17 protein-coding genes are annotated in these 18,830 nt (G+C 61.5%); 9 read left to right on the top strand and 8 right to left on the bottom strand.

Annotated elements, in window-relative coordinates:
• Nucleotides 1-32 precede the first annotated feature (32 nt).
• Nucleotides 33-1,058 carry a DKNYY domain-containing protein gene (locus ACILSI_RS06845; RefSeq protein WP_395721114.1) on the bottom strand — a complete coding sequence of 342 codons (1,026 nt, stop codon included), beginning with the start codon at nt 1,056-1,058 and terminating at the stop codon, nt 33-35.
• Nucleotides 1,059-1,405: 347 nt separating this feature from the next.
• Here ACILSI_RS06845 and ACILSI_RS06840 point away from each other — a divergent pair, with 347 nt between their 5' ends.
• From ACILSI_RS06840 to ACILSI_RS06830, 3 genes are all read left to right on the top strand, one after another.
• A complete protein-coding gene (locus ACILSI_RS06840; RefSeq protein ID WP_395721113.1) occupies nt 1,406-1,753 on the top strand; it encodes a hypothetical protein in 348 nt (115 codons plus the stop codon).
• Nucleotides 1,754-1,928: 175 nt separating this feature from the next.
• Entirely contained in the window at nt 1,929-5,033 is a 3,105-nt protein-coding gene (locus ACILSI_RS06835) for a DUF1553 domain-containing protein (protein ID WP_395721112.1), read from the top strand.
• Nucleotides 5,030-6,436, top strand: a complete 1,407-nt coding sequence (locus ACILSI_RS06830; RefSeq protein WP_395721111.1) for a DUF1501 domain-containing protein — start codon at nt 5,030-5,032, stop codon at nt 6,434-6,436. The genes ACILSI_RS06835 and ACILSI_RS06830 overlap by 4 nt, the downstream gene beginning before the upstream one ends.
• Nucleotides 6,437-6,443: 7 nt before the next feature.
• On the opposite strand, the gene ACILSI_RS06825 is transcribed toward ACILSI_RS06830, so the two are convergent.
• On the bottom strand, nt 6,444-7,568 hold the full coding sequence (locus ACILSI_RS06825) for an ROK family protein (RefSeq protein ID WP_395721110.1): 1,125 nt from the start codon (nt 7,566-7,568) through the stop codon (nt 6,444-6,446).
• Nucleotides 7,569-7,703: 135 nt separating this feature from the next.
• Here ACILSI_RS06825 and ACILSI_RS06820 point away from each other — a divergent pair, with 135 nt between their 5' ends.
• From ACILSI_RS06820 to ACILSI_RS06800, 5 genes are all read left to right on the top strand, one after another.
• Nucleotides 7,704-8,855 carry an LLM class flavin-dependent oxidoreductase gene (locus tag ACILSI_RS06820; RefSeq protein WP_395721109.1) on the top strand — a complete coding sequence of 384 codons (1,152 nt, stop codon included), beginning with the start codon at nt 7,704-7,706 and terminating at the stop codon, nt 8,853-8,855.
• Nucleotide 8,856: 1 nt separating this feature from the next.
• Complete coding sequence (locus ACILSI_RS06815) at nt 8,857-9,903, top strand: Gfo/Idh/MocA family protein (RefSeq protein WP_395721108.1); 1,047 nt, start codon at nt 8,857-8,859, stop codon at nt 9,901-9,903.
• Nucleotides 9,904-9,932: 29 nt separating this feature from the next.
• Entirely contained in the window at nt 9,933-10,769 is an 837-nt protein-coding gene (locus ACILSI_RS06810; protein ID WP_395721107.1) for an alpha/beta fold hydrolase, read from the top strand.
• Between the two features lie 105 nt (nt 10,770-10,874).
• Nucleotides 10,875-12,398 carry a peptidyl-prolyl cis-trans isomerase gene (locus ACILSI_RS06805; RefSeq protein WP_395721106.1) on the top strand — a complete coding sequence of 508 codons (1,524 nt, stop codon included), beginning with the start codon at nt 10,875-10,877 and terminating at the stop codon, nt 12,396-12,398.
• An 11-nt stretch (nt 12,399-12,409) separates the two neighbouring features.
• Nucleotides 12,410-12,751: a tetratricopeptide repeat protein gene (locus ACILSI_RS06800; protein ID WP_395721105.1), complete on the top strand. Its 342-nt coding sequence runs from the start codon at nt 12,410-12,412 to the stop codon at nt 12,749-12,751.
• Nucleotides 12,752-12,755: 4 nt separating this feature from the next.
• On the opposite strand, the gene ACILSI_RS06795 is transcribed toward ACILSI_RS06800, so the two are convergent.
• The 6 genes from ACILSI_RS06795 to ACILSI_RS06770 all read right to left on the bottom strand — a co-directional run bounded on the left by ACILSI_RS06795 (nt 12,756) and on the right by ACILSI_RS06770 (nt 16,705).
• A complete protein-coding gene (locus ACILSI_RS06795; RefSeq protein ID WP_395721104.1) occupies nt 12,756-12,947 on the bottom strand; it encodes a hypothetical protein in 192 nt (63 codons plus the stop codon).
• A gap of 297 nt (nt 12,948-13,244) precedes the next feature.
• Complete coding sequence (locus tag ACILSI_RS06790) at nt 13,245-14,057, bottom strand: VacJ family lipoprotein (RefSeq protein WP_395721103.1); 813 nt, start codon at nt 14,055-14,057, stop codon at nt 13,245-13,247.
• The gene (locus ACILSI_RS06785; RefSeq protein WP_395721102.1) at nt 14,054-14,635 is read right to left on the bottom strand and encodes a phospholipid-binding protein MlaC; all 582 of its coding nucleotides are present in this window, start codon (nt 14,633-14,635) and stop codon (nt 14,054-14,056) included. The genes ACILSI_RS06790 and ACILSI_RS06785 overlap by 4 nt, the downstream gene beginning before the upstream one ends.
• The gene (mlaD, locus tag ACILSI_RS06780) at nt 14,632-15,120 is read right to left on the bottom strand and encodes an outer membrane lipid asymmetry maintenance protein MlaD (protein WP_395721101.1); all 489 of its coding nucleotides are present in this window, start codon (nt 15,118-15,120) and stop codon (nt 14,632-14,634) included. Before mlaD ends, ACILSI_RS06785 begins: the two co-directional genes overlap by 4 nt.
• Nucleotides 15,117-15,926 carry an ABC transporter ATP-binding protein gene (locus ACILSI_RS06775; RefSeq protein WP_395721100.1) on the bottom strand — a complete coding sequence of 270 codons (810 nt, stop codon included), beginning with the start codon at nt 15,924-15,926 and terminating at the stop codon, nt 15,117-15,119. Before ACILSI_RS06775 ends, mlaD begins: the two co-directional genes overlap by 4 nt.
• Nucleotides 15,927-15,928: 2 nt before the next feature.
• Entirely contained in the window at nt 15,929-16,705 is a 777-nt protein-coding gene (locus ACILSI_RS06770) for an MlaE family ABC transporter permease (RefSeq protein WP_395721099.1), read from the bottom strand.
• A 208-nt stretch (nt 16,706-16,913) separates the two neighbouring features.
• Here ACILSI_RS06770 and ACILSI_RS06765 point away from each other — a divergent pair, with 208 nt between their 5' ends.
• Nucleotides 16,914-18,719, top strand: coding sequence for a GAF domain-containing protein (locus tag ACILSI_RS06765; RefSeq protein WP_395721098.1), 1,806 nt, complete (start codon nt 16,914-16,916; stop codon nt 18,717-18,719).
• Nucleotides 18,720-18,830 lie beyond the last annotated feature (111 nt).

Raw genomic sequence — 18,830 nt, 5'->3', positions numbered from 1 at the left:
CTCATCACGCCCCCCCTCGTCCCAGCCTTGATCTACTTGATGGGCTCGCCGTAGCGATAGCGCCGGTTCTTGTCCGAAGCATTTTCGGGGTCGTTCGGGTCCACCACAAAACTCGCCGGATCAGCGCCGGTGATGACATTGGCACCTTGGTACACCTGCTTGGCATCCTTGGCATAACCGAAGCCCTGTGACGAGGGCCCGATCACTTCGAAAGTCTTGGCATCCGAGCCGGGCAGCACAAGCGGCGGGCTGCCGCTGGCATAACAGAAGTACGCCAGCTTGCTGTCTTTGGCGTAACGGAGCTTGAGCACTTGAAACGTCGCGGCATCGCAGCCGTCCACCACCTGGCCTTGCCAATAGACATGCTTCGCGTCCTTGGCGAACTCGCCCGACTCGCCGCCGACGCCTTGAAAGGTGGCCGCATCGGCACCGGCGAGAACCGAGCTGCCGAAGTACACCTGCTTCGCATCCTTCGCATACCACGACTGTACCACTTGGAAGGTGGCGCTGTCGCTGATCTGCGTGGCCTTCGCGCCCGCATAGTAGTCAAGACTGTCCCGCGCCCAGATGTGGTGATCGTTTCTCCACGCATTGGCCTCCAGCACCTTGAAGGAGGCCATGTCACGCACATGCAGCGGCTCGTGACGGAGGTAGTAGTCCTTCTTGTCCTTTCCCAGGTCAAACATCTCCGTGAGGACAAACGTCGCAGGGTCCGCGCCCGCGATTGCATGACCGTCGAGGTACACCCGCTTCACATCCTTTGCCAGATCGACACGCTTTCCGAGCATCTGAAACGTCGCCGCGTCTGCGTCCGCTATCCGCCGACCGCCATGATAGACACTCGTGGCATTCTTCGCGTAGCCCTGGGGCTGGAGAATCTCGAAGCCACGGGACTCTGTCAGCTCCGCCTCAGACCAGCGGCCAAACAGACCGTCGCCCTGCCAACTGTTCCAGATCACCTTGTCCCCACGAATCTCATAGCCCTCCTCCCGGCCACAACTGACAAGCAGCAGCGGGATCAGGGTCCAAATCAGGCAGGCGCGGAGGGATGGCTTCATAATGGGTGGAAATAGCCCTGAGAAGCCACCTTTGACAAACATCCAAACCATCTTTCTGACGGCGAGAATTGAGCGCCCAATAGAAACACACCGAAGACTGTGGAAGGCCGCATCGAAAGGCGCTTTGAAAAGGCATTCACTGCGGTCTTCCAATCTCCTGCGGTGCAAACCTCCGGACCAGGAACGAGGCGGCCGAAGTTCAGGGAGACCACCGGGCGGGAAAAAAACTTGCGAATGAGCGACGACGGTGTCCTCGTGATGCGCACCTACATCGGGTGCGGGAGCTTCCTCCGATGAGAGAATGCCCTCTTCAGTGTGCGCCAACCTGATCGAACCCACTCACGACCATGAAACAACGCCTTCGCATCCTGCTCCGTGCCTCCTTCGTCATGCTCATGCTGGGCATCACCGCCACGCCTCTCCTCGCCGATCTGCCCCAGCAGCGCAAAGCCCTCGACGAACTCCAGGCCGCCAAAAAAGCCGCCGATCCCTTGCCTCTGCTCGAGTCCGCCAAAAACCGCATCGCCAAGGCCAACAAGGGAAACAAGGGTGGAGACAAAGAAGACGTTCTGGACAAGATCGACGAGGCCATCAACGAACTCAAAGCCGGGAACAGGGACAAGATGGAGTCGAAGATCAACGCCGCCATCGCCAACCTCCATCAGGGCAAGGACAAGTCGAAACGCCCGAAATGAGGCAGCCCAGCTCTGCGTCGCCAGAGATTGAACGACCATCGATCAGGGTGCGCCTTTGAGGGGATTTGCGCCCGTCAGAGCTACCACACCACCGACGAGGTTCGGCATAAGATCAAGGAGGGCAACGTGGTGGCAAGACCGCCTTCAATAGGCGCGTCTCCCTTCATGCCCCATCATGCGCCGCCCTGATTTCATCTGCCTCCTCGCCCTCATGCTCTCCAGCATGAGTGTGACGCAGGCGGCTGAGGCCAGGGTTCAGTTCAATCGCGATGTCCGGCCCATCCTCTCGAACAAATGCTTCCGCTGCCACGGTTTCGATGAAAAGAGCCGCAAGGCCGACTTGCGGCTGGATCAACGTGACGGTGCCATCGCTGATCACGATGGCAAACAAGCCGTGGCACCAGGAAAGCCGCAGCAGAGCGAGTTGATCCACCGCATCGACACCACCGATGCCGATGACCTCATGCCTCCGCCGGAGGCGAAACAAGCGCTGACCGCTGCGGAAAAAGACATCCTGCGCCGCTGGATTGCCGAAGGCGCGGAATACGAGGCGCATTGGTCGTTGATCCCGCCAAGGAGCGGCGCTTTGCAAGCGCCTGCGGCGGTTGCAAACCGCCGTTCCTTGAATCCCATCGACGACTTCATCCGCGCCCGCTTGCAGCAGGAAGCCATCAAGCCCGCACCCGCCGCCTCACGCGAAACGCTCCTGCGTCGTGTCAGTCTCGATCTCACCGGCCTGCCGCCGACTTTGGCAGAACTGGATGCCTTCATCGCCGACAGCAATCCGCAAGCCTACGAGCACGCGGTGGATCGGCTGCTCGCCTCAAAACATTTCGGCGAGCGCATGGCCGTCGAATGGCTCGACGCGGCGCGTTATGCTGACACGAACGGCTATTTTGGCGACAAGACGCGCAGCCTGTGGCCCTGGCGCGACTGGGTGATCGACGCCTACAACCGCAACATGCGCTTTGACCAATTCACCATCGAACAGCTTGCTGGTGATCTGCTGCCAAACGCCACCACCGCGCAGCGCATCGCCACCGGTTTCAATCGCAACCACATGGCGAACAACGAGAGCGGCATCATCGACGAAGAATACCGCGTCGAATACGTCGCCGACCGACTCGAAACCACCGGCACCACCTGGCTCGGCCTCACCATCGGCTGCGCCCGCTGCCACGATCACAAATACGATCCCATCACGCAGCGTGAGTTCTACCAGCTCTTCGCCTTCTTCAACAACCTGCCGGAACAGGGCCTCATCAAAGCTGACAATCCACCGCCGCTGCTGAGCGTGCCTTCGGCAGAGCAGGAGCGGGCATTGAAGCAAGCCACTGCGGAATCACGCGCGGCTGCTGCGGTGTTTACCCCGCTCAAACAGTCGCTGGAGCCGAAGATCATCGCATGGGAACAGAACGCGCCAAGCACACTGCCCATGCCGCCGAGAGAGCGTGTGTTGCATGAGGCGTTCGATGGAGCGCTCGCCCCCGGAATGATTTCACGCGGCACAACGCTGGTCTTTGAACCTGGGCTGCGCGGACAGGCGGTGAAGTTTGACGCCACACAGCATGTGGAGACCGAGGTGCCGGACTTTGATCCCGATCTGCCGTGGAGCATCGGCCTGTGGGTGAAGGCGGACGGCTCCTTGAGCTGCCCACTGTCCGTGATCGAGCCAGAGGGCAACCGGCGCGGCATCGAGCTGATCTGGCAGAAAGGCCGGGTGCAGGTGAACTTGGTCCACCGTTGGGGCGTGAGTGCCATCGAGGTCTCGACCGTGGAATCTCTGAGCGCGAAGAACTGGCATCAGATCGTGATCAGTTACGATGGCGAACGTCAGGCCAGGGGGCTGCGCGTGTTCCTGGACGGTCGTGCGGCGACTCTGGAGATCAGGCGCAACACCTTGAACGGCACGCTGGCGAACCATGAGCCTCTGCGCATCGGACGGCGGGACTCCGGACTTGGTTTTTACGGTTTAATCGACGAGGCGCGTGTCATTCAATTCGCGCTGGATGAGAAGACCGTGCAGGACTGGTTCTGGGGCGAGCGACTTCGCGGCATCGTCGAAACACCAGCGTCCAAACGCAGCGCGATCGATGCGGAGACACTGCTGGATTATTTCCAGGAGAGATTCGCCGACCCGGCGACACGGCAGGCGCGCGCACGCGTCAAGCAGACCATCCAAGCAGAGAAAGCTCTGCGTGAAAGCATTCCCACAACGCTCGTGATGCAGGAGATGGCCCAGCCGCGCACGGCGCATGTGCTGACTCGCGGACAGTACGATCATCCGGCGGATGCGGTGCAACCGGGAGTGCCTGCGGCCTTGTCAGCGTGGCCTGTAAACGCGCCGACGAATCGTCTCGGCTTCGCCCAATGGCTTGTCTCGCCCGACAACCCGCTCACGGCACGCGTGGCGGTGAATCGGCTCTGGCAGCAGTGCTTTGGCGAGGGACTCGTGCTTACCGTGAACGACTTCGGCTCGCAGGGCGAGGCTCCAACGCATCCTGAACTGCTCGACTGGCTCGCCCTGCGCTTCATGCTGAGCGGCTGGGATGTGAAGGCGTTGCTAAAGCTGATTGTGATGAGCGAAACGTATCGGCAGAGTTCGCAGTTTACTGCTCGTGATCCTTCCAATCGTCTGCTCGCACGCGGGCCGTCATTTCGATTGAGCGCTGAGATGGTTCGCGATCAGGCGCTCGCGGTGTCGGGTCTGCTCGTGCCGGAAATCGGCGGGCCGAGCGTGCGGCCGTATCAGCCGCCCGGCCTGTGGGAAGCCGTGTCTTACAATGGCGAGGAAACCTACACCGCCGATTCCGGCGAAGGTCTGTGGCGACGCAGCCTCTACTCGTTTTGGAAACGCCAGTCCCCTCCCCCTGCCCTGCTCACCTTTGACAGCCCGACCCGCGAGAAATGCACCGTGCGCCGCGCCCGCACCAACACACCGCTGCAAGCGCTCGTGCTGCTTAATGATGAGACCTACGTCGAAGCTGCCCGTGCTTTGGCGGCATGGACGCTGGCACAGAAAGGCGAGGACATCTCACGCCTGGCACTCGCCTTTCGTCGTGTGACTTCGCGCATTCCTGCAGCCGATGAGATCGCCACACTCATGAAACTTCTTCACTCACAGCGCACACGGTTTGCTGCTCATCGTGATGAAGCCGCCAAACTCATCGCCATCGGCGCTTCCAAGCATGGCCATGAACTCGATCCCGTCGAACTGGCCGCCTGGACGGTGGTGCTTCACACGCTGTTCAACCTCGACGAAACCATCACCCGCCGATGAATCTCGAACTGACACGCCGGCAACTGTTTGGTCGTGCCTCCGCAGGCATCGGCGGCGCGGCGCTGGCCTCGCTGTTGGGAGAAGGCCGCAGTTTCGCCGCGCCACACTTCGCGCCGAAGGCGAAGCGTGTGATTTATCTGTTCATGCACGGCGGCCCGTCGCAGCTCGACCTGTTCGATCACAAGCCCGGTTTGAAAAAGCTGCACGGCCAGGAGTTCCCCGCCTCCGTGCTCGGCGATCAGCGTCTCACCGGCATGACGAGCGGACAAAAATCCAAACCCGTCACCGCTTCCCTGTTTGATTTCAAACAGCATGGTCAATCCGGCGCGTGGATGAGCGAACTACTGCCAAACATGGGCCGCGTGGCCGATGAGCTGTGCCTCATTCGCTCGATGAACACGGAGGCGATCAATCACGATCCCGGCGTGACCTTGCTGCAAACGGGTCACCAGCAGCCAGGCCGCCCGAGCTTCGGTGCCTGGGCCAGTTATGGTCTTGGCAGCGAAAACGCGAGCCTACCGGCCTTTGTGGTGCTCATTTCACGCGGCAGTGCCGCCCGTCCTGCCGACCCGCTCTATGCGCGACTGTGGGGTTCCGGTTTTCTGCCTTCCAATCATCAAGGCGTCAGCTTTCGCAGCAGCGGTGATCCCGTGTTGTATCTCTCCAATCCGCCCGGCATCGACGCATCATCGCGTCGTGAGCAGCTTGATGCCATTCAGTCGCTCAACCGCCGTCAATTCACCCAGCAGCTCGATCCTGAGATCGAAACGCGCATCGCGCAGTATGAGATGGCCTATCGCATGCAGACCAGCGTGCCCGACTTGATCAGCCTGCGCGATGAAAGCGAGGCCACCCTCGACGCCTACGGCCCGCAATCACGCGTGCCCGGCAGCTTCGCGGCGAACTGCCTGCTCGCACGTCGCATGGCCGAAAGCGGCGTGCGTTTAATCCAGCTTTATCATCGCGGCTGGGACCAGCACTACAACCTGCCCAGCGACCTGCGCCTGCAATGCGGCGACATCGACTTGCCCTGCGCCGCTTTGATCAGCGATCTCAAGCAACGCGGCCTGCTGGATGACACGCTCATCGTCTGGGGCGGCGAATTTGGCCGCACCACCTATTCCCAGGGCAAGCTGGAAGCCGCCAATCACGGTCGCGATCATCATGGCCGCTGCTTCACCATGTGGCTGGCCGGTGGTGGCGTTAAACCTGGCCTTCAGTTCGGCGAGACCGACGACTTCTGCTTCAACATCGCCCGCGATCCCGTGCATGTGCATGATCTCAATGCCACGCTGCTGCATCTCCTCGGCTTCAATCACGAGCACCTCACCTTCCGCGCCGAAGGCCGCGACTACCGCCTCACCGATGTGCATGGCCGCGTGATGCGAGGCTTGCTCGCGTGACCTGATCTCACAAGGCAGGCTGCCACGCTTCCATGGCGTGACTCGCGGCACCAAGAGCGCCAGCGTCATCGCCGAGGGCAGATGCCACGATGTTTGGCGGCATGTCCTTGAGCGCGGGCATGAGCCTGATGGCTTGAAGGGCGATGTCAGTGCCAAAACGCGGCCCCAAAGCCGTCAGCGGCCCATGCAGGAAATAAGCCGGCGCATCCAGTAACAAATGCAGCAGGCCAACCACACGCGCGTAATCACTCACGACGCCCTGCCATGCCTCACCATCCGTCTGCGCGAGGCTTTGCAAGGCCGCACGCAGATCTACCGGAAGCGTTGCGCTGTCGCTGGCTCCGGCCAGTTTGCGCCAGACGGCGGCTGAACAGAGCGCCTGCTGCATCTCACCACCCTCGCCGTTCAGAGGCCACACCCAGCGGCCGATTTCACCTGTCGCGTGATGCTGGCCGTCGAGCAGCCGCCCACGTTTCACCACCGCGATGCCAAAGCCTCTGCGCGGGCCCAGAATGACGTAGTCATCGAGTTCACGACCGCCTCCGAACCAGCGTTCCGCAAGCGCGATGACGCGCAGGTTGTTTTCGAGGATGATTGGAACCTCGAAGTGCTTCGCCAGTTCGGCCCGTACCGGCACATTGCGCCAGTCGGGCAGGAAGGTGTAATGCAACCCCACCCCGGCGGCAGGATCGATCAAGCCCGGAGCGCCAATGCCAATGCCAAGCAGAGAGCCTTTGTGCCCCTCATGGAGTTCCGTGATCAGCCGGGTGATTTCTTGGAGAACAGATGCTGTGTCCGCATCCTCCGGCAGCCGGTGCGTCAGCGTCCGTGTTTGTGATCCTGAAAAATCCACGCGCACCGCCTGCACACGCTCGGCATTGAACTCGATGCCCGCAAACCAACCCGCTCCGGGCACCGTGCGCAGCATCCGCTTAGGCCGTCCCATGCGTCCTTGCTCCAGGCCCGACTCGGCCAAGTGACCGGAGGCGATCAACTGGTCCACATAATAACCGGTGGTGCTCGGCGACAACCGCAGCGCGTCTGACAGCACACGACGCGACGTGGCATGGCCGCTGCGCACGTGCAGAATGGCCTGCGAGAGGTTATGGCGAAGTTCTTCGGGGCTTCTCATCTTTTAGATTCTGATTAGGAAATTGATCTTGCAGGAATACGTTGCCCAGCATCATATTGCTATATTGAAATATGTGTGGCGCGCGCAATCTCCTGCGCAGCCCTTCCTAAACCGAAATATCCACGCAAGTCCACGATGAGTGCTCCTACTATTCGCACACCTGGACGCCGCTGCGAAGTCGCCTGGTTCTCCGCGCTTTGTTCCGACGACTACGAATTTCTCGGCGTTCCCGACGGTTCCCTGCGTTCCAGCTACGAGCACTGCGGCGACATCGTCCGCAAAGCCGATGCTCTTGGCTATCAGAACATCCTTCTGCCGTCCGGCTGGATCGCCGGGCAGGACGCGCTGGCCTTTGCCGCCGCCATGGCTCCGCAGACGACGCAGATCAATCAGCTCGTCGCCCTGCGCATGGGCGAAGTCTGGCCTCCCATGCTCGCACGCGCCCTCGCCACCGTCGATCACATCGCCAAAGGCCGCCTGTGCATCAACATCATCTCCTCCGACATGCCCGGCATGAAAGAGAGCAACGAAGTCCGCTATGCCCGCGCCAGTGAGATCATTCAGATCCTCCAGGCCCTCTGGCGCACCGACGGTCCCTTTGAATGGAAGGGCGAATTTTATCAAATCTCCCTTCCCAACACCGAACCCGCCAAGCCCTACCAGCAAAACGGCGGGCCCCTCATGTACTTCGGCGGCATTTCGCCCGCCGCGCAGGATTTGTGTGCCAAGCATTGCGATGTCTTCCTCATGTGGCCGGAGACGGAGGACCGCATCGCCGAAACCATGCGTGGCATGTCCGAAAAAGCCGCGGCCTATGGTCGCCAAATCGACTTTGGCTTCCGCGGGCACATCATCGTGCGTGAAACGGAAGCCGAGGCCCGCGCCGCCGCCGACCGGCTCATCTCCAAGCTCACCGCTGAAAAAGGCGCGGAGATCAAGGCCCGCTCTCAAGACAGCCAGAGCGCCGGTGTGAAGCGCCAGGACGAGCTCCGTGCGCAGTCCAAAGACCTCTACATTGAGCCGCATCTCTGGAGCGGCATCGGCCTCGCCAGAAGCGGCTGTGCCAGCGCCATCGTCGGCGATCCCGATCAAGTGCTCGCCAAACTCAACCGCTACATGGACATGGGCATCCGCGCCTTCGTTCTCAGCGGTTATCCGCATCTCGATGAATGCGATCTCTTTGCGAAGCATGTGCTCCCGAAGCTCCCCACCTGCCGCCTGAACGAACTCCAAGGCCGCCGCGTTCCCAATCCAGTTACACCGCTCACCACCGCTCCTCGTCGCTGATATGTCTTCACCCATTCGCTTCGCCCTCGCCGGATTCGGTGCCTGGGGCCAATTTCACGCTTTATCGATCGGTGGAAACCCGGATGCACGCCTCGTCGCCATCACCGCTCCGTCGGAGGCGTCGCGCGAGGAGGCTCGAAAGCTCTATCCCGAGGCACAAATCTTCGCCGACAGCCTGGAAATGATCGCGCAGGCGGAGTTTGACATCATCGACATCGCCACGCCGAGCCACACGCATCGCGAGATCGCGCTCGCGGCGATGGCGAAGGGCAAACACGTCCTGCTGGAGAAGCCGATGGCCATCACGCTCGATGACTGCAAGGCCATCGTCGCCGGAGCGCGGCAATACGGTGTGCATCTCGCTGTCGGGCACGAGCTGCGTCTCTCCAGCCAGTGGGGCCGCATCAAAGAAATCATCGACGCGGGCACCATCGGCGATCCGCAATACGTCCTCGTCGAGCTGTCGCGGAAACCCTACCGCCAAGGAGCCAGCGGCTGGCGCTACGATCAGAACCGCGTCGGCTCCTGGGTGCTGGAGGAGCCGATCCACTTCTTCGACCTTGCCCGTTGGTATCTCGAAAGCAGCGGTGATCCCATTGAACTCCACGCCTACGCCAACTCGCGCGATCCGCAGCGCCCGACCTTGTTCGACAACTTCAGCGCCATGTTCAAATACGCGAACGGCAGCTACGCCGTCGTGTCGCAGACCCTCGCCGCCTTTGAGCATCATCAGACCGTCAAAGTCAGCGGCACCAAGGGCGCGCTATGGGCCGCGTGGAGCGGTGCGCTGGATCGCACGCTGGAGCCGGAATACTTCCTCAAGGTCTTCGACGGCGAGCACCTCGAAACAGTGAAGCTCGAAAAGCACAGCGGCGAGGTCTTTGAGTTGCGCGAGGAGATCGCCCAATGCGTGGAAATGGTCCGCAGCGGCAAGAAGCCCGCCGCCACCGGCCTCGACGGTCTTTGGAGCGCCGGATTGTGCCTCGTGGCCGAGGAATCCATCCGCCAGAACAAACCGTTGCCCGTGGGCGAGATGCTGAGGTTTTAGCGGGTGGCCCCATGGGCCAGACTCATGCCATGAAACGTCTCCTCCGCTGGCTGCCCCGCCTTTTGATCCTCGGACTCGTGCTGCTTGGGCTCCTCTACTGGGCCAGTTGCACGCAGGCTCCCGTCCTGCCCTCAGGCGTGACCAAGGAAGTACGCCATCTCACGCTCGCAGGCAGCCAGGTCTCGGTCACGTTTTACTTTCCGGCGGATCACGCCGCCCCCGCACCGCTCGTCGTCGTCGCGCACGGCTTCACGCGGTCCAAGCGCTACATGGCCGGCTGGGGCGCGGAACTGGCCGCGCAGGGCTTCCTCGCCGCCGTGCCCACGCAGCCAGCCCTGGCAAACCACGAACTGAACGCGCGGGCGCTGGACGGGCTCGTCACGCAACTGCGGACGAATGCGCTCCCGCTCAAAGTCCGCTGCAATGGCAAGGCCGCGCTCATGGGCCACTCCATGGGCGGACTCACCACACTCATCGCCGCGTCGAAAACACCCGTGGATGCCTGGGTGGGCCTTGATCCCGTCGATATGGACGGCAGCGGCCAAAAAATCGCCGCCACGCTGAAAATCCCCGCCGCCGTCCTCCGCGCCGAGCCAGAGGCCTGGAACATGCAAGGCAACGCCCAGCCCCTCGCCGAGGCTTTCACTGGCCCGAAGTTCGTTCTGAAGATCCGGGGCGGCACCCACCTCGACGCCGAATGGCCCACCGACCTTCTCGGCCAGCTCGCCTGCGGCTTCGTCCATGCCCCGCAGCAGGCCCTCTTCCGCCGCCACGCCCTCGCCTTCCTCAGATCGACCCTCATGAACGACACCGCAGCCGCCCAAGTTTTGATAAGCGCACCCGCCGGCTCGGTGCTCACCGACTAGCTTTGATCCACCTTCAAGCATTCTGGCGGTTGCCGGAACGTTTTTCCGGTTGCCGCCTGAGTGTGGAGCGCCTAATTGCGCGCCCTTCCACCGCCCCGCACGACCATGCTCGAATTCTTCCGCCACCATCGTGGTGCCTTCCTTATCACGCTGACAATCATCATCATCATCTCCTTCTCCGTCTGGGGGGGCTGGCGTGGCGATGCCAGTTATGAAAAGCGGACGCAGATCACCGACCATGCGCTCACCGTCTTTGGCAAGGACCACACCGTCGGTGATGTGCAGCGTGCCCAGCGCGCCCTCCAGTTCGCCCAGTTCTACATGCAGGCCTATGAGCTGCCCGGCATGCTCATGCAGCTCTCCGGCGGCGGATTCGGCGGCGGCGCGGACACCATCATCAATCTCTTCGTCGCCCGCCACCTCATGGAGCAGTCCGGCATCCGCGTCAGCGACGCCGAGGCCCGCGCCGCGCTGGAGCAGCTCCCCGTCCTCCAGACCAACGGCAAGTTCGACATCTCCCGCGCACAGATGCTGGAAGAAAACGCCGGTGCCATGGGTTTCGAGCCCGGTGACCTGCTCGGCATCATGAAGGACACCCTTGGCCTGCGGAAGCTCCAAGACCTCGTCTCCAAGAGCTACGTCGCCTCTCCGCTCGCCGCTGAAAAGCAGTACGCCAGCGCCCACCACACCTTCAAGGGCTCCAAGATCGTCTTCGAGACTGAGACCTTCAAAAAGGCCGCCGTCGTCACCGACGACGAGATCAAAAAGTACTACGACGAGAACAAGGACAGCTACAAGACCGTCGAAAAGCGCGCCGTCAGCTATGTGTTCTTTGAGAATCCCAAGGACCTCGACAAAAAGCCCCTCGAAGAACGCCAGAAGGCGCAAAATGCCCAGGTCGAACGCGTGAACGCCTTCAACAAGCTCACCGCCACCGGCATGAAGTTCGCCGAAGCCGCCAAGCAGACCAAGGAAAAGGTCGAGGTCGTCCCCGCTTTCGTCCAGGCCGAGCCACCTGCCGCGCTGAAGACGGAAAGCGAACTGCTCAACCTCATCTTCGCCCGTGCGAAGGATTCCAAGACCATTCCTGAAGCCGTCGAAGGCACCGCAGGCTGGTACGTCTTTGACGTCACCGCCATTGAAGAGCCCAAGCAGCAGGATCTCGCCGCCGTGAAGGACAAGATCAAGGAAACCCTCGTCGGCCAGAAGGCCAACGAGGCCCGCTCCAAGGCTGTCAACGAAGCCCGCACCGCGCTCAACGACGGCTTGAAGGCTGGTAAGAAGATCGAAGACCTCGCCAAGGAAAAGAAGCTCACCCTCGTCGCGCTGCCAGACATCGACATCGCCAACCCGCCGCAGGAAGTGCCCAATGGCTTCCTCATCGCCCAGCAGGCCGGGAAAACCGCCGTCGGCGCCGTCTCCAACGCGGTCGATTACGATCAGGGCACCCTGCTCATCCACGTCAGCGCCAAGGAGCTGCGCAAGCGCCCCGACGCCGCCGCCGTGCGCCAGAGCCAGACCGATTCACTCTCCAGCCAGGAGCGCATGAGCCTCTTCCAGAGCTGGTTCAAGAAGCAGAACGCCGCCGCCAAAGTCGTCACCAAGTTCGGCCAGGGAGCCGCCTCCTGAGCCTCATCTTCATGAGCGACACACCCGCCAGCGTCGAGGACTTGTTCGATGAAGCCAGCGGTCACGTCGCCCTCGGCGAACTGCCGGAGGCCATCGCCCTCTACCGCCGCTGCGTGGCCCAGCAGCCGGATTTCTTCGAGGGCTGGCACGCCCTCGGCATGGCCCTGCTGAGGAATGGTGAGATCAAAGAAGCCATCGGCGCCGGCATGATGGCCACCACGCTCCAGCCGAACGATCTCCTCGCCTGGACCGCCCTCTCGCAGATGTACGTCGCCAACAAGCAGATCGCCGAAGCCGAGGACGCCAAAGGCAAGGCCCGCATCCTCTCCCTCGGCGGCAAGGTGGTGAGGTAACCGCTCACCGCCCGCTGTCACCCGGCAGCCGCAGGCCGGTCTTGCGCTCATTCGGGTAATACTTCTCCCGGTGCATGCGGGAATGCCCCGCCGGATCAAACGAGCGCCAGGCCGTGTCCAGTTTCTCACCGCTCCCCGAGCAGCCGGGCAGCAGGCAGAGCAACGGAAGGAGGAGGCAAGGCAAGGGTGACTTCATGCCAGCACTTCTTCCCCGCATCCGCAGGGCCGTCCAGCGACTTCCTCGTTCCCAGGCAATGGCACTTCGATCAAGCTGGGGTGGATCCGAAGCGACCATGCTGAAATGCCCCACTAGCGTATGATACCAGGATTGATCTTACCATCACATGGTCAATCCTGACCTTGCAGCCCTTGTCCAGGGCGCATTCGACGAGCGAACTCACTCTCGCCGATGCCGCAAAAGTGAAAGGGATGATATGAAAAAGGTGCGAACGGTGAATCCGTCCGCACCCTTGAGCTTGAAACAACGCAGCCGTTATTTCCTGGCCGCTTCGGCGCGGTTCTGGATGAAAGCGCTGCGTGCGGAGATGTAAGGATCGACAGCGTCTTTCGTGGCGGCGTCGTATTTCTCCAACTGGTCGGGCAGAGAGCGCAGGGTGTTGGCAGAAGGCGGGATGATGGTCCAGTCGTGCTCCCAATCGCCACCGCCATGCCAGAAGAGCCCCCAATTGACGGGGTTAAGCGCATAGTCACCCGCGAGGCCAACGGTCTCACGGACGGTGCTGGGGCCCAGCAGCGGCAGCACGATGAACGGTCCATGCCCGATGCCCCACTTCGCGAATGTCTGGCCGAGATCCTCAGCCGGGATGTTGACGAGCGAGGGGACTTTGTCCGAGAGACGGAAGATGCCGCCTACACCGCCCAGAGTGTTGACGAGGAACTTGCCAGTTTCCTGGCCGGCACGCTTGAAATTGCCCTGCAACGCAGAGTTCACGAAACGCACCGGGAATTTGACGTTTTCGAAGGCATTGTCGATGCCCTTGCGCACAGGCTTGGGCAAGATGAACTCGTAGCCTTTGGAGATGGGGCGGAAGATGACGAGATAAAGACAGTCATTCGTCTTGAACATGATGCGGTTGAAGGGCTCCAGTGGGTCGGCAACGGAAGCCTCCGCATAGTCATCCAGCTCATCCGTGCCGGTCTTTGCCGCCGGAGCAGCCTTGCTGGTGGCCGCTTTAACCACGGTCGGTTTGCTGGCAGCCACCGCCTTCGGTGACTTGGTGGAGGTACAAGCCGCTGCAAAGGCAACGGCACCCGAGAGCATAAGGCGAAGGATGATAGTTTTCATTGGGGACGGGAGACGGACTGCGTAAGAGAGCTTAAGACAGCTTCCGCGCCACCTTTTTTATACTGGGCGTCGAGCTGGCTGCGGTAGTTGGCGATGAGGCTGACCCCTTCGATCACGACATCGGCGATGCGCCAGCCGGTGTCCTGCTCCATGCGGTAGGTCACGCTGTAGTGGCTGCCTTTGTACACCATGCTGGTGGGCACATCGACGCGACCGGCGGCAGGAGTCTGCGCTTTCTGATAATTGATGACCGGATGCTCACCGGGCGTGAACTTGCTGCCGTAGCTGCGGATGATGAGCGTGGTGAAAAGCTGGGTGGCCTGCTTCTGCTGCGCCGGTGTGAACGTCTTCCAGCCAAGGCCGACGGCGCGGCGGGTCATGGTCTCAAAGCTGATGTGCTTCTGCAGCGTCGGGCGAAGACTCTCGGCCATGGTAGCACGGTTCGAGACGCGGTCGGCGACGCCAAGAACCTCGTTCACCGCGGATTTCAAACGTTGCTGTGCCTCTTCGGGCGAGGCGGCAAGCCCGGCGGCAAACGAGCAGGTGATGAGAGTGGTGAGAAGGATGCGCGAGATCATGGTGCAGGAGCGGGAGCGGGGGCTGGGGAATTTTCTTTATCAACACTGCCGAAAGCCATTTTGCCGATCAGGGATTCAATATCGACCGAGGATTCAGTCATGGTGATGCGATCACCGGCTTTGAGCGAGGTCTCATCGGCACCAGGGGCGAGCAGGATGTACTTGTCGCCGATCAGGCCGGTCGTTTTGATCGAGGCCATTGAATCGGTGGGCAGCTTCAGCCCGGACATGACACGCAGCGTGGCGATGGCCGTGTAATCCTCCGCATTGACACGGATCGCCTCCACACGACCAACCGAGACGCCGGCCACCACGACACTGCTGCCGGGGTTCAGTCCGCCAGCGTTGGTAAACCGCGCCTCGATCTCGTAGGTGTCCCCGCCCAGCAGGGAGCCGGAGCCTAGCATAACCGTCAAATAGGCGACGGCGGCGATGCCGAGCACCACAAAGACACCGACGAGGAGTTCCAATCTGGCCTGTTTCATGAATCTGCGGGTTGAGGGGCTGGCACACGACGAATGTCAGCAAGAGAGCTGCCAAGCGCGGAGGTACTATCACGAAAATCACGCACCACGGAAAGCTCCGAGGTGGAAAATTCGGCAGGCGTGCCTTCAAAGCACATGAGCCCGTTGTCAAGCAGCGCCACGCGGTCGCTGGCCACCAGGGCCTCCGGCACGTCATGCGTCACGACCACCGCCGTGAAGCCGAACTGACGCTGATACTTGGCGATCATGGCAAACACAGCGTTGCGCCGCAGCGGGTCGAGGCCGGCGGTCGGCTCGTCAAAGAGCACCAGCTCCGGCTTCGTGACGATGGCACGCGCCAGGGCTAGGCGCTTCTGCATGCCGCCGGAAAGCTGGCTGGGATAGCGGTCGCGATGTGCCTCCAACTCCAGCTGACGCAGCGCCTCCAGACTGCGCGCATGGATTTCCTTGTCAGCAAGCCGGGTCGTCTGCTCCAGCGGCAGCGCCACATTTTCCAACGCGGTGAGGGAGTCGAACAGCGCGTTGCTTTGAAACAGGAAGCTGCAACGGCGGCGGAATTCAGCCCGAGCGACGGGATCACCGGCGCTCAAGAGACGACCATCGAAAGAAATGCGCCCTGCGTCAGGCTGCATCACATCGACCAGGCACTTGAGAAAGACAGACTTGCCCGCGCCGCTGCGGCCCAGCACGGATACGAGGCTGCCACGCGGCACATCGAGGCTCGCGCCATCGAGCACGACGTTGTCACCGAAGCGTTTACGCAGCCCTTCGACATGGAGCAGCAGAGGTGGGGAGTCGGCGGCCATGCTCAGACAAGAAAGGAGGTGATCACATAATCCGCAGCGAGCACGATGATGGAGGACTGCACCACCGCGCGCGTGGTGGAGGCGCTCACCGCCCGCGCCCCGGTGGCGGAACGGCAGCGGTGCGCGTTGAAACCATGATAGGAGCAAAGGGCGATGGTGAGCAGGCCAAAGACCACGGCCTTGGTGAAACATTCCCGCACATCCTGCGACTCCACCGCCCGCTCCACCGCCGACCAGTAAATGCCAGGTTCCAGCCCCAGCAGTAATGAACCGGACAAACTGCCGCCCCACAGCCCCACGGTGATAAACAAGGCCGCCTGCATCGGAAACACCACCAGCGCCGCGATCAAACGCGGGGCCACCAGATACGCATGGCTGCTCACGCCCATGGTTTCGAGCGCGGCTATCTGCTCTGTGTTGCGTTGAATGCCGAGTTCCGCCGCCAGGGCCGACCCCGCCTGCCCCACAAGCATGAGCGCTGCCAGCACCGGCCCCAGCTCACGCACGAGACTGAGCGAGACCAGCGTCCCAAGCAGGCTCTCTGAGCCGAAGCGATTCAGCACATAATACCCCTGCAAGCCAAGCACCAGCCCGGTGAACATGCCCACGATCAGAATCACCGGCAGACAACGCGTGCCCTGCTCAAAACCCGCACGGGCGATGCGGCGAACGATTTTCCGCGAACCGATGGCGGAACGAAACGAGATGCCGGTGAAGAGCGCAAAGTCGCCCATGACCTGGACGAGATTGAGCGTGTGTCTTCCAATGGTGCGCAGCATGCGATGAAAGACATACTCACGCAGCAGACGCACCGACGCAACGACTCTGAGAGCATGCCGGCAAGATATATTGACGTGATCAGGCGACAAAAGGACAACTGGAGGCGTGGAATGAGCGTTGCTCTCCAGCCAGGGAGCGCTGTCATTGCCAATCAAAACGAATGAACAATTCAGAACACTCCGCCACCAAGCCACACCCTTGTGACTCATGAGTGACGCAGCGAACCCAACACCCCCCACCCCCATAGAAAGCCTGACCCGCTGGCGCAGTCTGGCGGCGAAATTCAGCATCAGAGGGCTGCAAGCGGAGGCCTGGTGGGTGGCAGCAGCCTATGCTTTATCTGCCACGCTCTGGATTGTCTTTTCCGACCGCGCATTGCACGCGTTGATCGCCGATCCGAGGCTATTGATTCAAATCAGCGTTTACAAAGGCCTGGCATTCGTGATGACGACCTCGCTGCTGCTGTTGATTCTGGTGCGCCACTACTTTGGCAAAATTGAGGATGGCTACCAGGCCCTGAAAGCACACGAGTCCGAGATCGAGCGGCTCAAACGATTGTATGCCGCGCTCAGCCACATCAACCAGGCGATTGTACGCACCCCTGACCGTGACGCGTTGTTTCAGGAGGTTTGTGAGGCGCTGATCGATCATGGCGGTTTCCGCATGGCCTGGATCGGCTGGCCGGAGGCGGAAACCCGGAGGCTGCTGCCCGTGGCTGAAAAAGGCGACGTGTACGGCTATCTCAAAAACATCCAGATCTTCACGGACGACCGCCCGGAGGGGCGAGGCCCGACCGGCACGGCCTTCCGCGAGGGCAGGCCCTGCATCTGCAATGACATGATGAACGATCCGGCTCTTCTCCCATGGCGGGACGAAGCCAAATGCCGCGGCCTGCGCGCCTCCGCCGTTTTCCCCATCCGGCTCAAAGGAGACGTGTGCGGCACGCTCACCGTTTATGCAGGTGAGACAGGCTTCTTCCAGGACAAGGAAACGGGGCTGCTCGAAGAGGCGGCGCTCGACATCTCCTTCAAGTTGGACAATCTGGCACGGGCGGACGAGCGCCGTCAAATGGAGCAGAAGCTCCACGAGGGCGAGACTGTGCAGCGCCGGCTTGCGGAAACCCAGATCGCCATACTCAACGCGCTGCCCGCCCACATCACACTCGTTGACACCGAGGGCCGCATTGTTTCGGTCAACGAATCCTGGCGGCGCTTTGCCAGCGCGAATCTCATGAGCGGCGACGATTTTGGCGTGGGTCAAAACTACCTTGATGTGTGCAAAAAAGCCCACGGTGAACACTCTGCAGAAGCCAGCACCACCGCGCTCGGCATCCAGCAGGTGCTCCGCGGTGAGGCTCAGGAGTTCATGCTGGATTATCCCTGTCATTCCCCCGGCGAGCAGCGCTGGTTCCGGCTGATCGTGGCCCCCCTGCATGACGGCAGCCGCGAGGGAGCGGTGGTCATGCACATCAACATCACCGAACAGCGCAAAACGCAGGAAGCCCTGCAAAAAAGCGAGCAGGAACTAAGGCTGCTGGCGCAGCAGTTGGAGATCGAGCGCTCCCGTCTCGTGACCGCCCAGCAGGTGGCGAAGGTCGGCAGTTGGGAGACCGATCTTTCCAGCCTGGCTGTCATCTGGTCGGAGCAGACCCACCGCATCTTTGAAACCGATCCGGCCACGTTTCGACCGACTCATGCGGACTTCCTGAAGCTGGTTCACCCAGACGACCGCGAGGAGGTGAACACGGCGTTTGCCCATTCTCTCGAACAGACAGACGTGCGGGAGATCCAACACCGGCTGCTCATGCCAGACGGCCGGATCAAGCATGTCATCGAACGCTGGCAGGTCTTCCATGATGAGCAGGGCAAGCCTGTGCGATCCCTGGGCACCTGCCGGGACGTCACCGAAAAAGTTCTGGCCGAGGCTGAAATGAAACGCACGTCAACCCTCCTTCAGGCCGTGGCAGACGGGGTGCCTTACGCGGTTTACGTCAAAGACCTAGCAGCCTGTTGAAAAACCTCTCCTCCTGGGTGATGAGAACAACCCTGCATGTTTGAGCAACGCCAAACCAAGCAACGCCAGCAGGAACTCTGGATAGTCGCCGGAGAACTTCCCGCAGCCACC

The organism is Prosthecobacter sp. (assembly GCF_044232965.1).
Lineage (GTDB): Bacteria > Verrucomicrobiota > Verrucomicrobiia > Verrucomicrobiales > Verrucomicrobiaceae > Prosthecobacter.
The sequence above is the reverse complement of the archived record's forward strand: the minus strand, read 5'-3'. Positions and strand labels throughout refer to the sequence as shown.

Bases quoted from the DNA above. Each gene is read 5' to 3' on its own strand.
- ACILSI_RS06785 (WP_395721102.1), bottom strand. From the start codon at position 14,635: ATGATCTCGCGCATCCTTCTCACCACTCTCATCACCTGCTCGTTTGCC.
- ACILSI_RS06840 (WP_395721113.1), top strand. From the start codon at position 1,406: ATGAAACAACGCCTTCGCATCCTGCTCCGTGCCTCCTTCGTCATGCTC.
- ACILSI_RS06820 (WP_395721109.1), top strand. From the start codon at position 7,704: ATGAGTGCTCCTACTATTCGCACACCTGGACGCCGCTGCGAAGTCGCC.
- ACILSI_RS06830 (WP_395721111.1), top strand. From the start codon at position 5,030: ATGAATCTCGAACTGACACGCCGGCAACTGTTTGGTCGTGCCTCCGCA.
- ACILSI_RS06805 (WP_395721106.1), top strand. From the start codon at position 10,875: ATGCTCGAATTCTTCCGCCACCATCGTGGTGCCTTCCTTATCACGCTG.
- ACILSI_RS06810 (WP_395721107.1), top strand. From the start codon at position 9,933: ATGAAACGTCTCCTCCGCTGGCTGCCCCGCCTTTTGATCCTCGGACTC.
- ACILSI_RS06795 (WP_395721104.1), bottom strand. From the start codon at position 12,947: ATGAAGTCACCCTTGCCTTGCCTCCTCCTTCCGTTGCTCTGCCTGCTG.
- ACILSI_RS06770 (WP_395721099.1), bottom strand. From the start codon at position 16,705: ATGCTGCGCACCATTGGAAGACACACGCTCAATCTCGTCCAGGTCATG.
- ACILSI_RS06845 (WP_395721114.1), bottom strand. From the start codon at position 1,058: ATGAAGCCATCCCTCCGCGCCTGCCTGATTTGGACCCTGATCCCGCTG.
- ACILSI_RS06835 (WP_395721112.1), top strand. From the start codon at position 1,929: ATGCGCCGCCCTGATTTCATCTGCCTCCTCGCCCTCATGCTCTCCAGC.
- ACILSI_RS06800 (WP_395721105.1), top strand. From the start codon at position 12,410: ATGAGCGACACACCCGCCAGCGTCGAGGACTTGTTCGATGAAGCCAGC.
- ACILSI_RS06775 (WP_395721100.1), bottom strand. From the start codon at position 15,926: ATGGCCGCCGACTCCCCACCTCTGCTGCTCCATGTCGAAGGGCTGCGT.
- mlaD (WP_395721101.1), bottom strand. From the start codon at position 15,120: ATGAAACAGGCCAGATTGGAACTCCTCGTCGGTGTCTTTGTGGTGCTC.
- ACILSI_RS06815 (WP_395721108.1), top strand. From the start codon at position 8,857: ATGTCTTCACCCATTCGCTTCGCCCTCGCCGGATTCGGTGCCTGGGGC.
- ACILSI_RS06790 (WP_395721103.1), bottom strand. From the start codon at position 14,057: ATGAAAACTATCATCCTTCGCCTTATGCTCTCGGGTGCCGTTGCCTTT.
- ACILSI_RS06825 (WP_395721110.1), bottom strand. From the start codon at position 7,568: ATGAGAAGCCCCGAAGAACTTCGCCATAACCTCTCGCAGGCCATTCTG.
- ACILSI_RS06765 (WP_395721098.1), top strand. From the start codon at position 16,914: ATGAGTGACGCAGCGAACCCAACACCCCCCACCCCCATAGAAAGCCTG.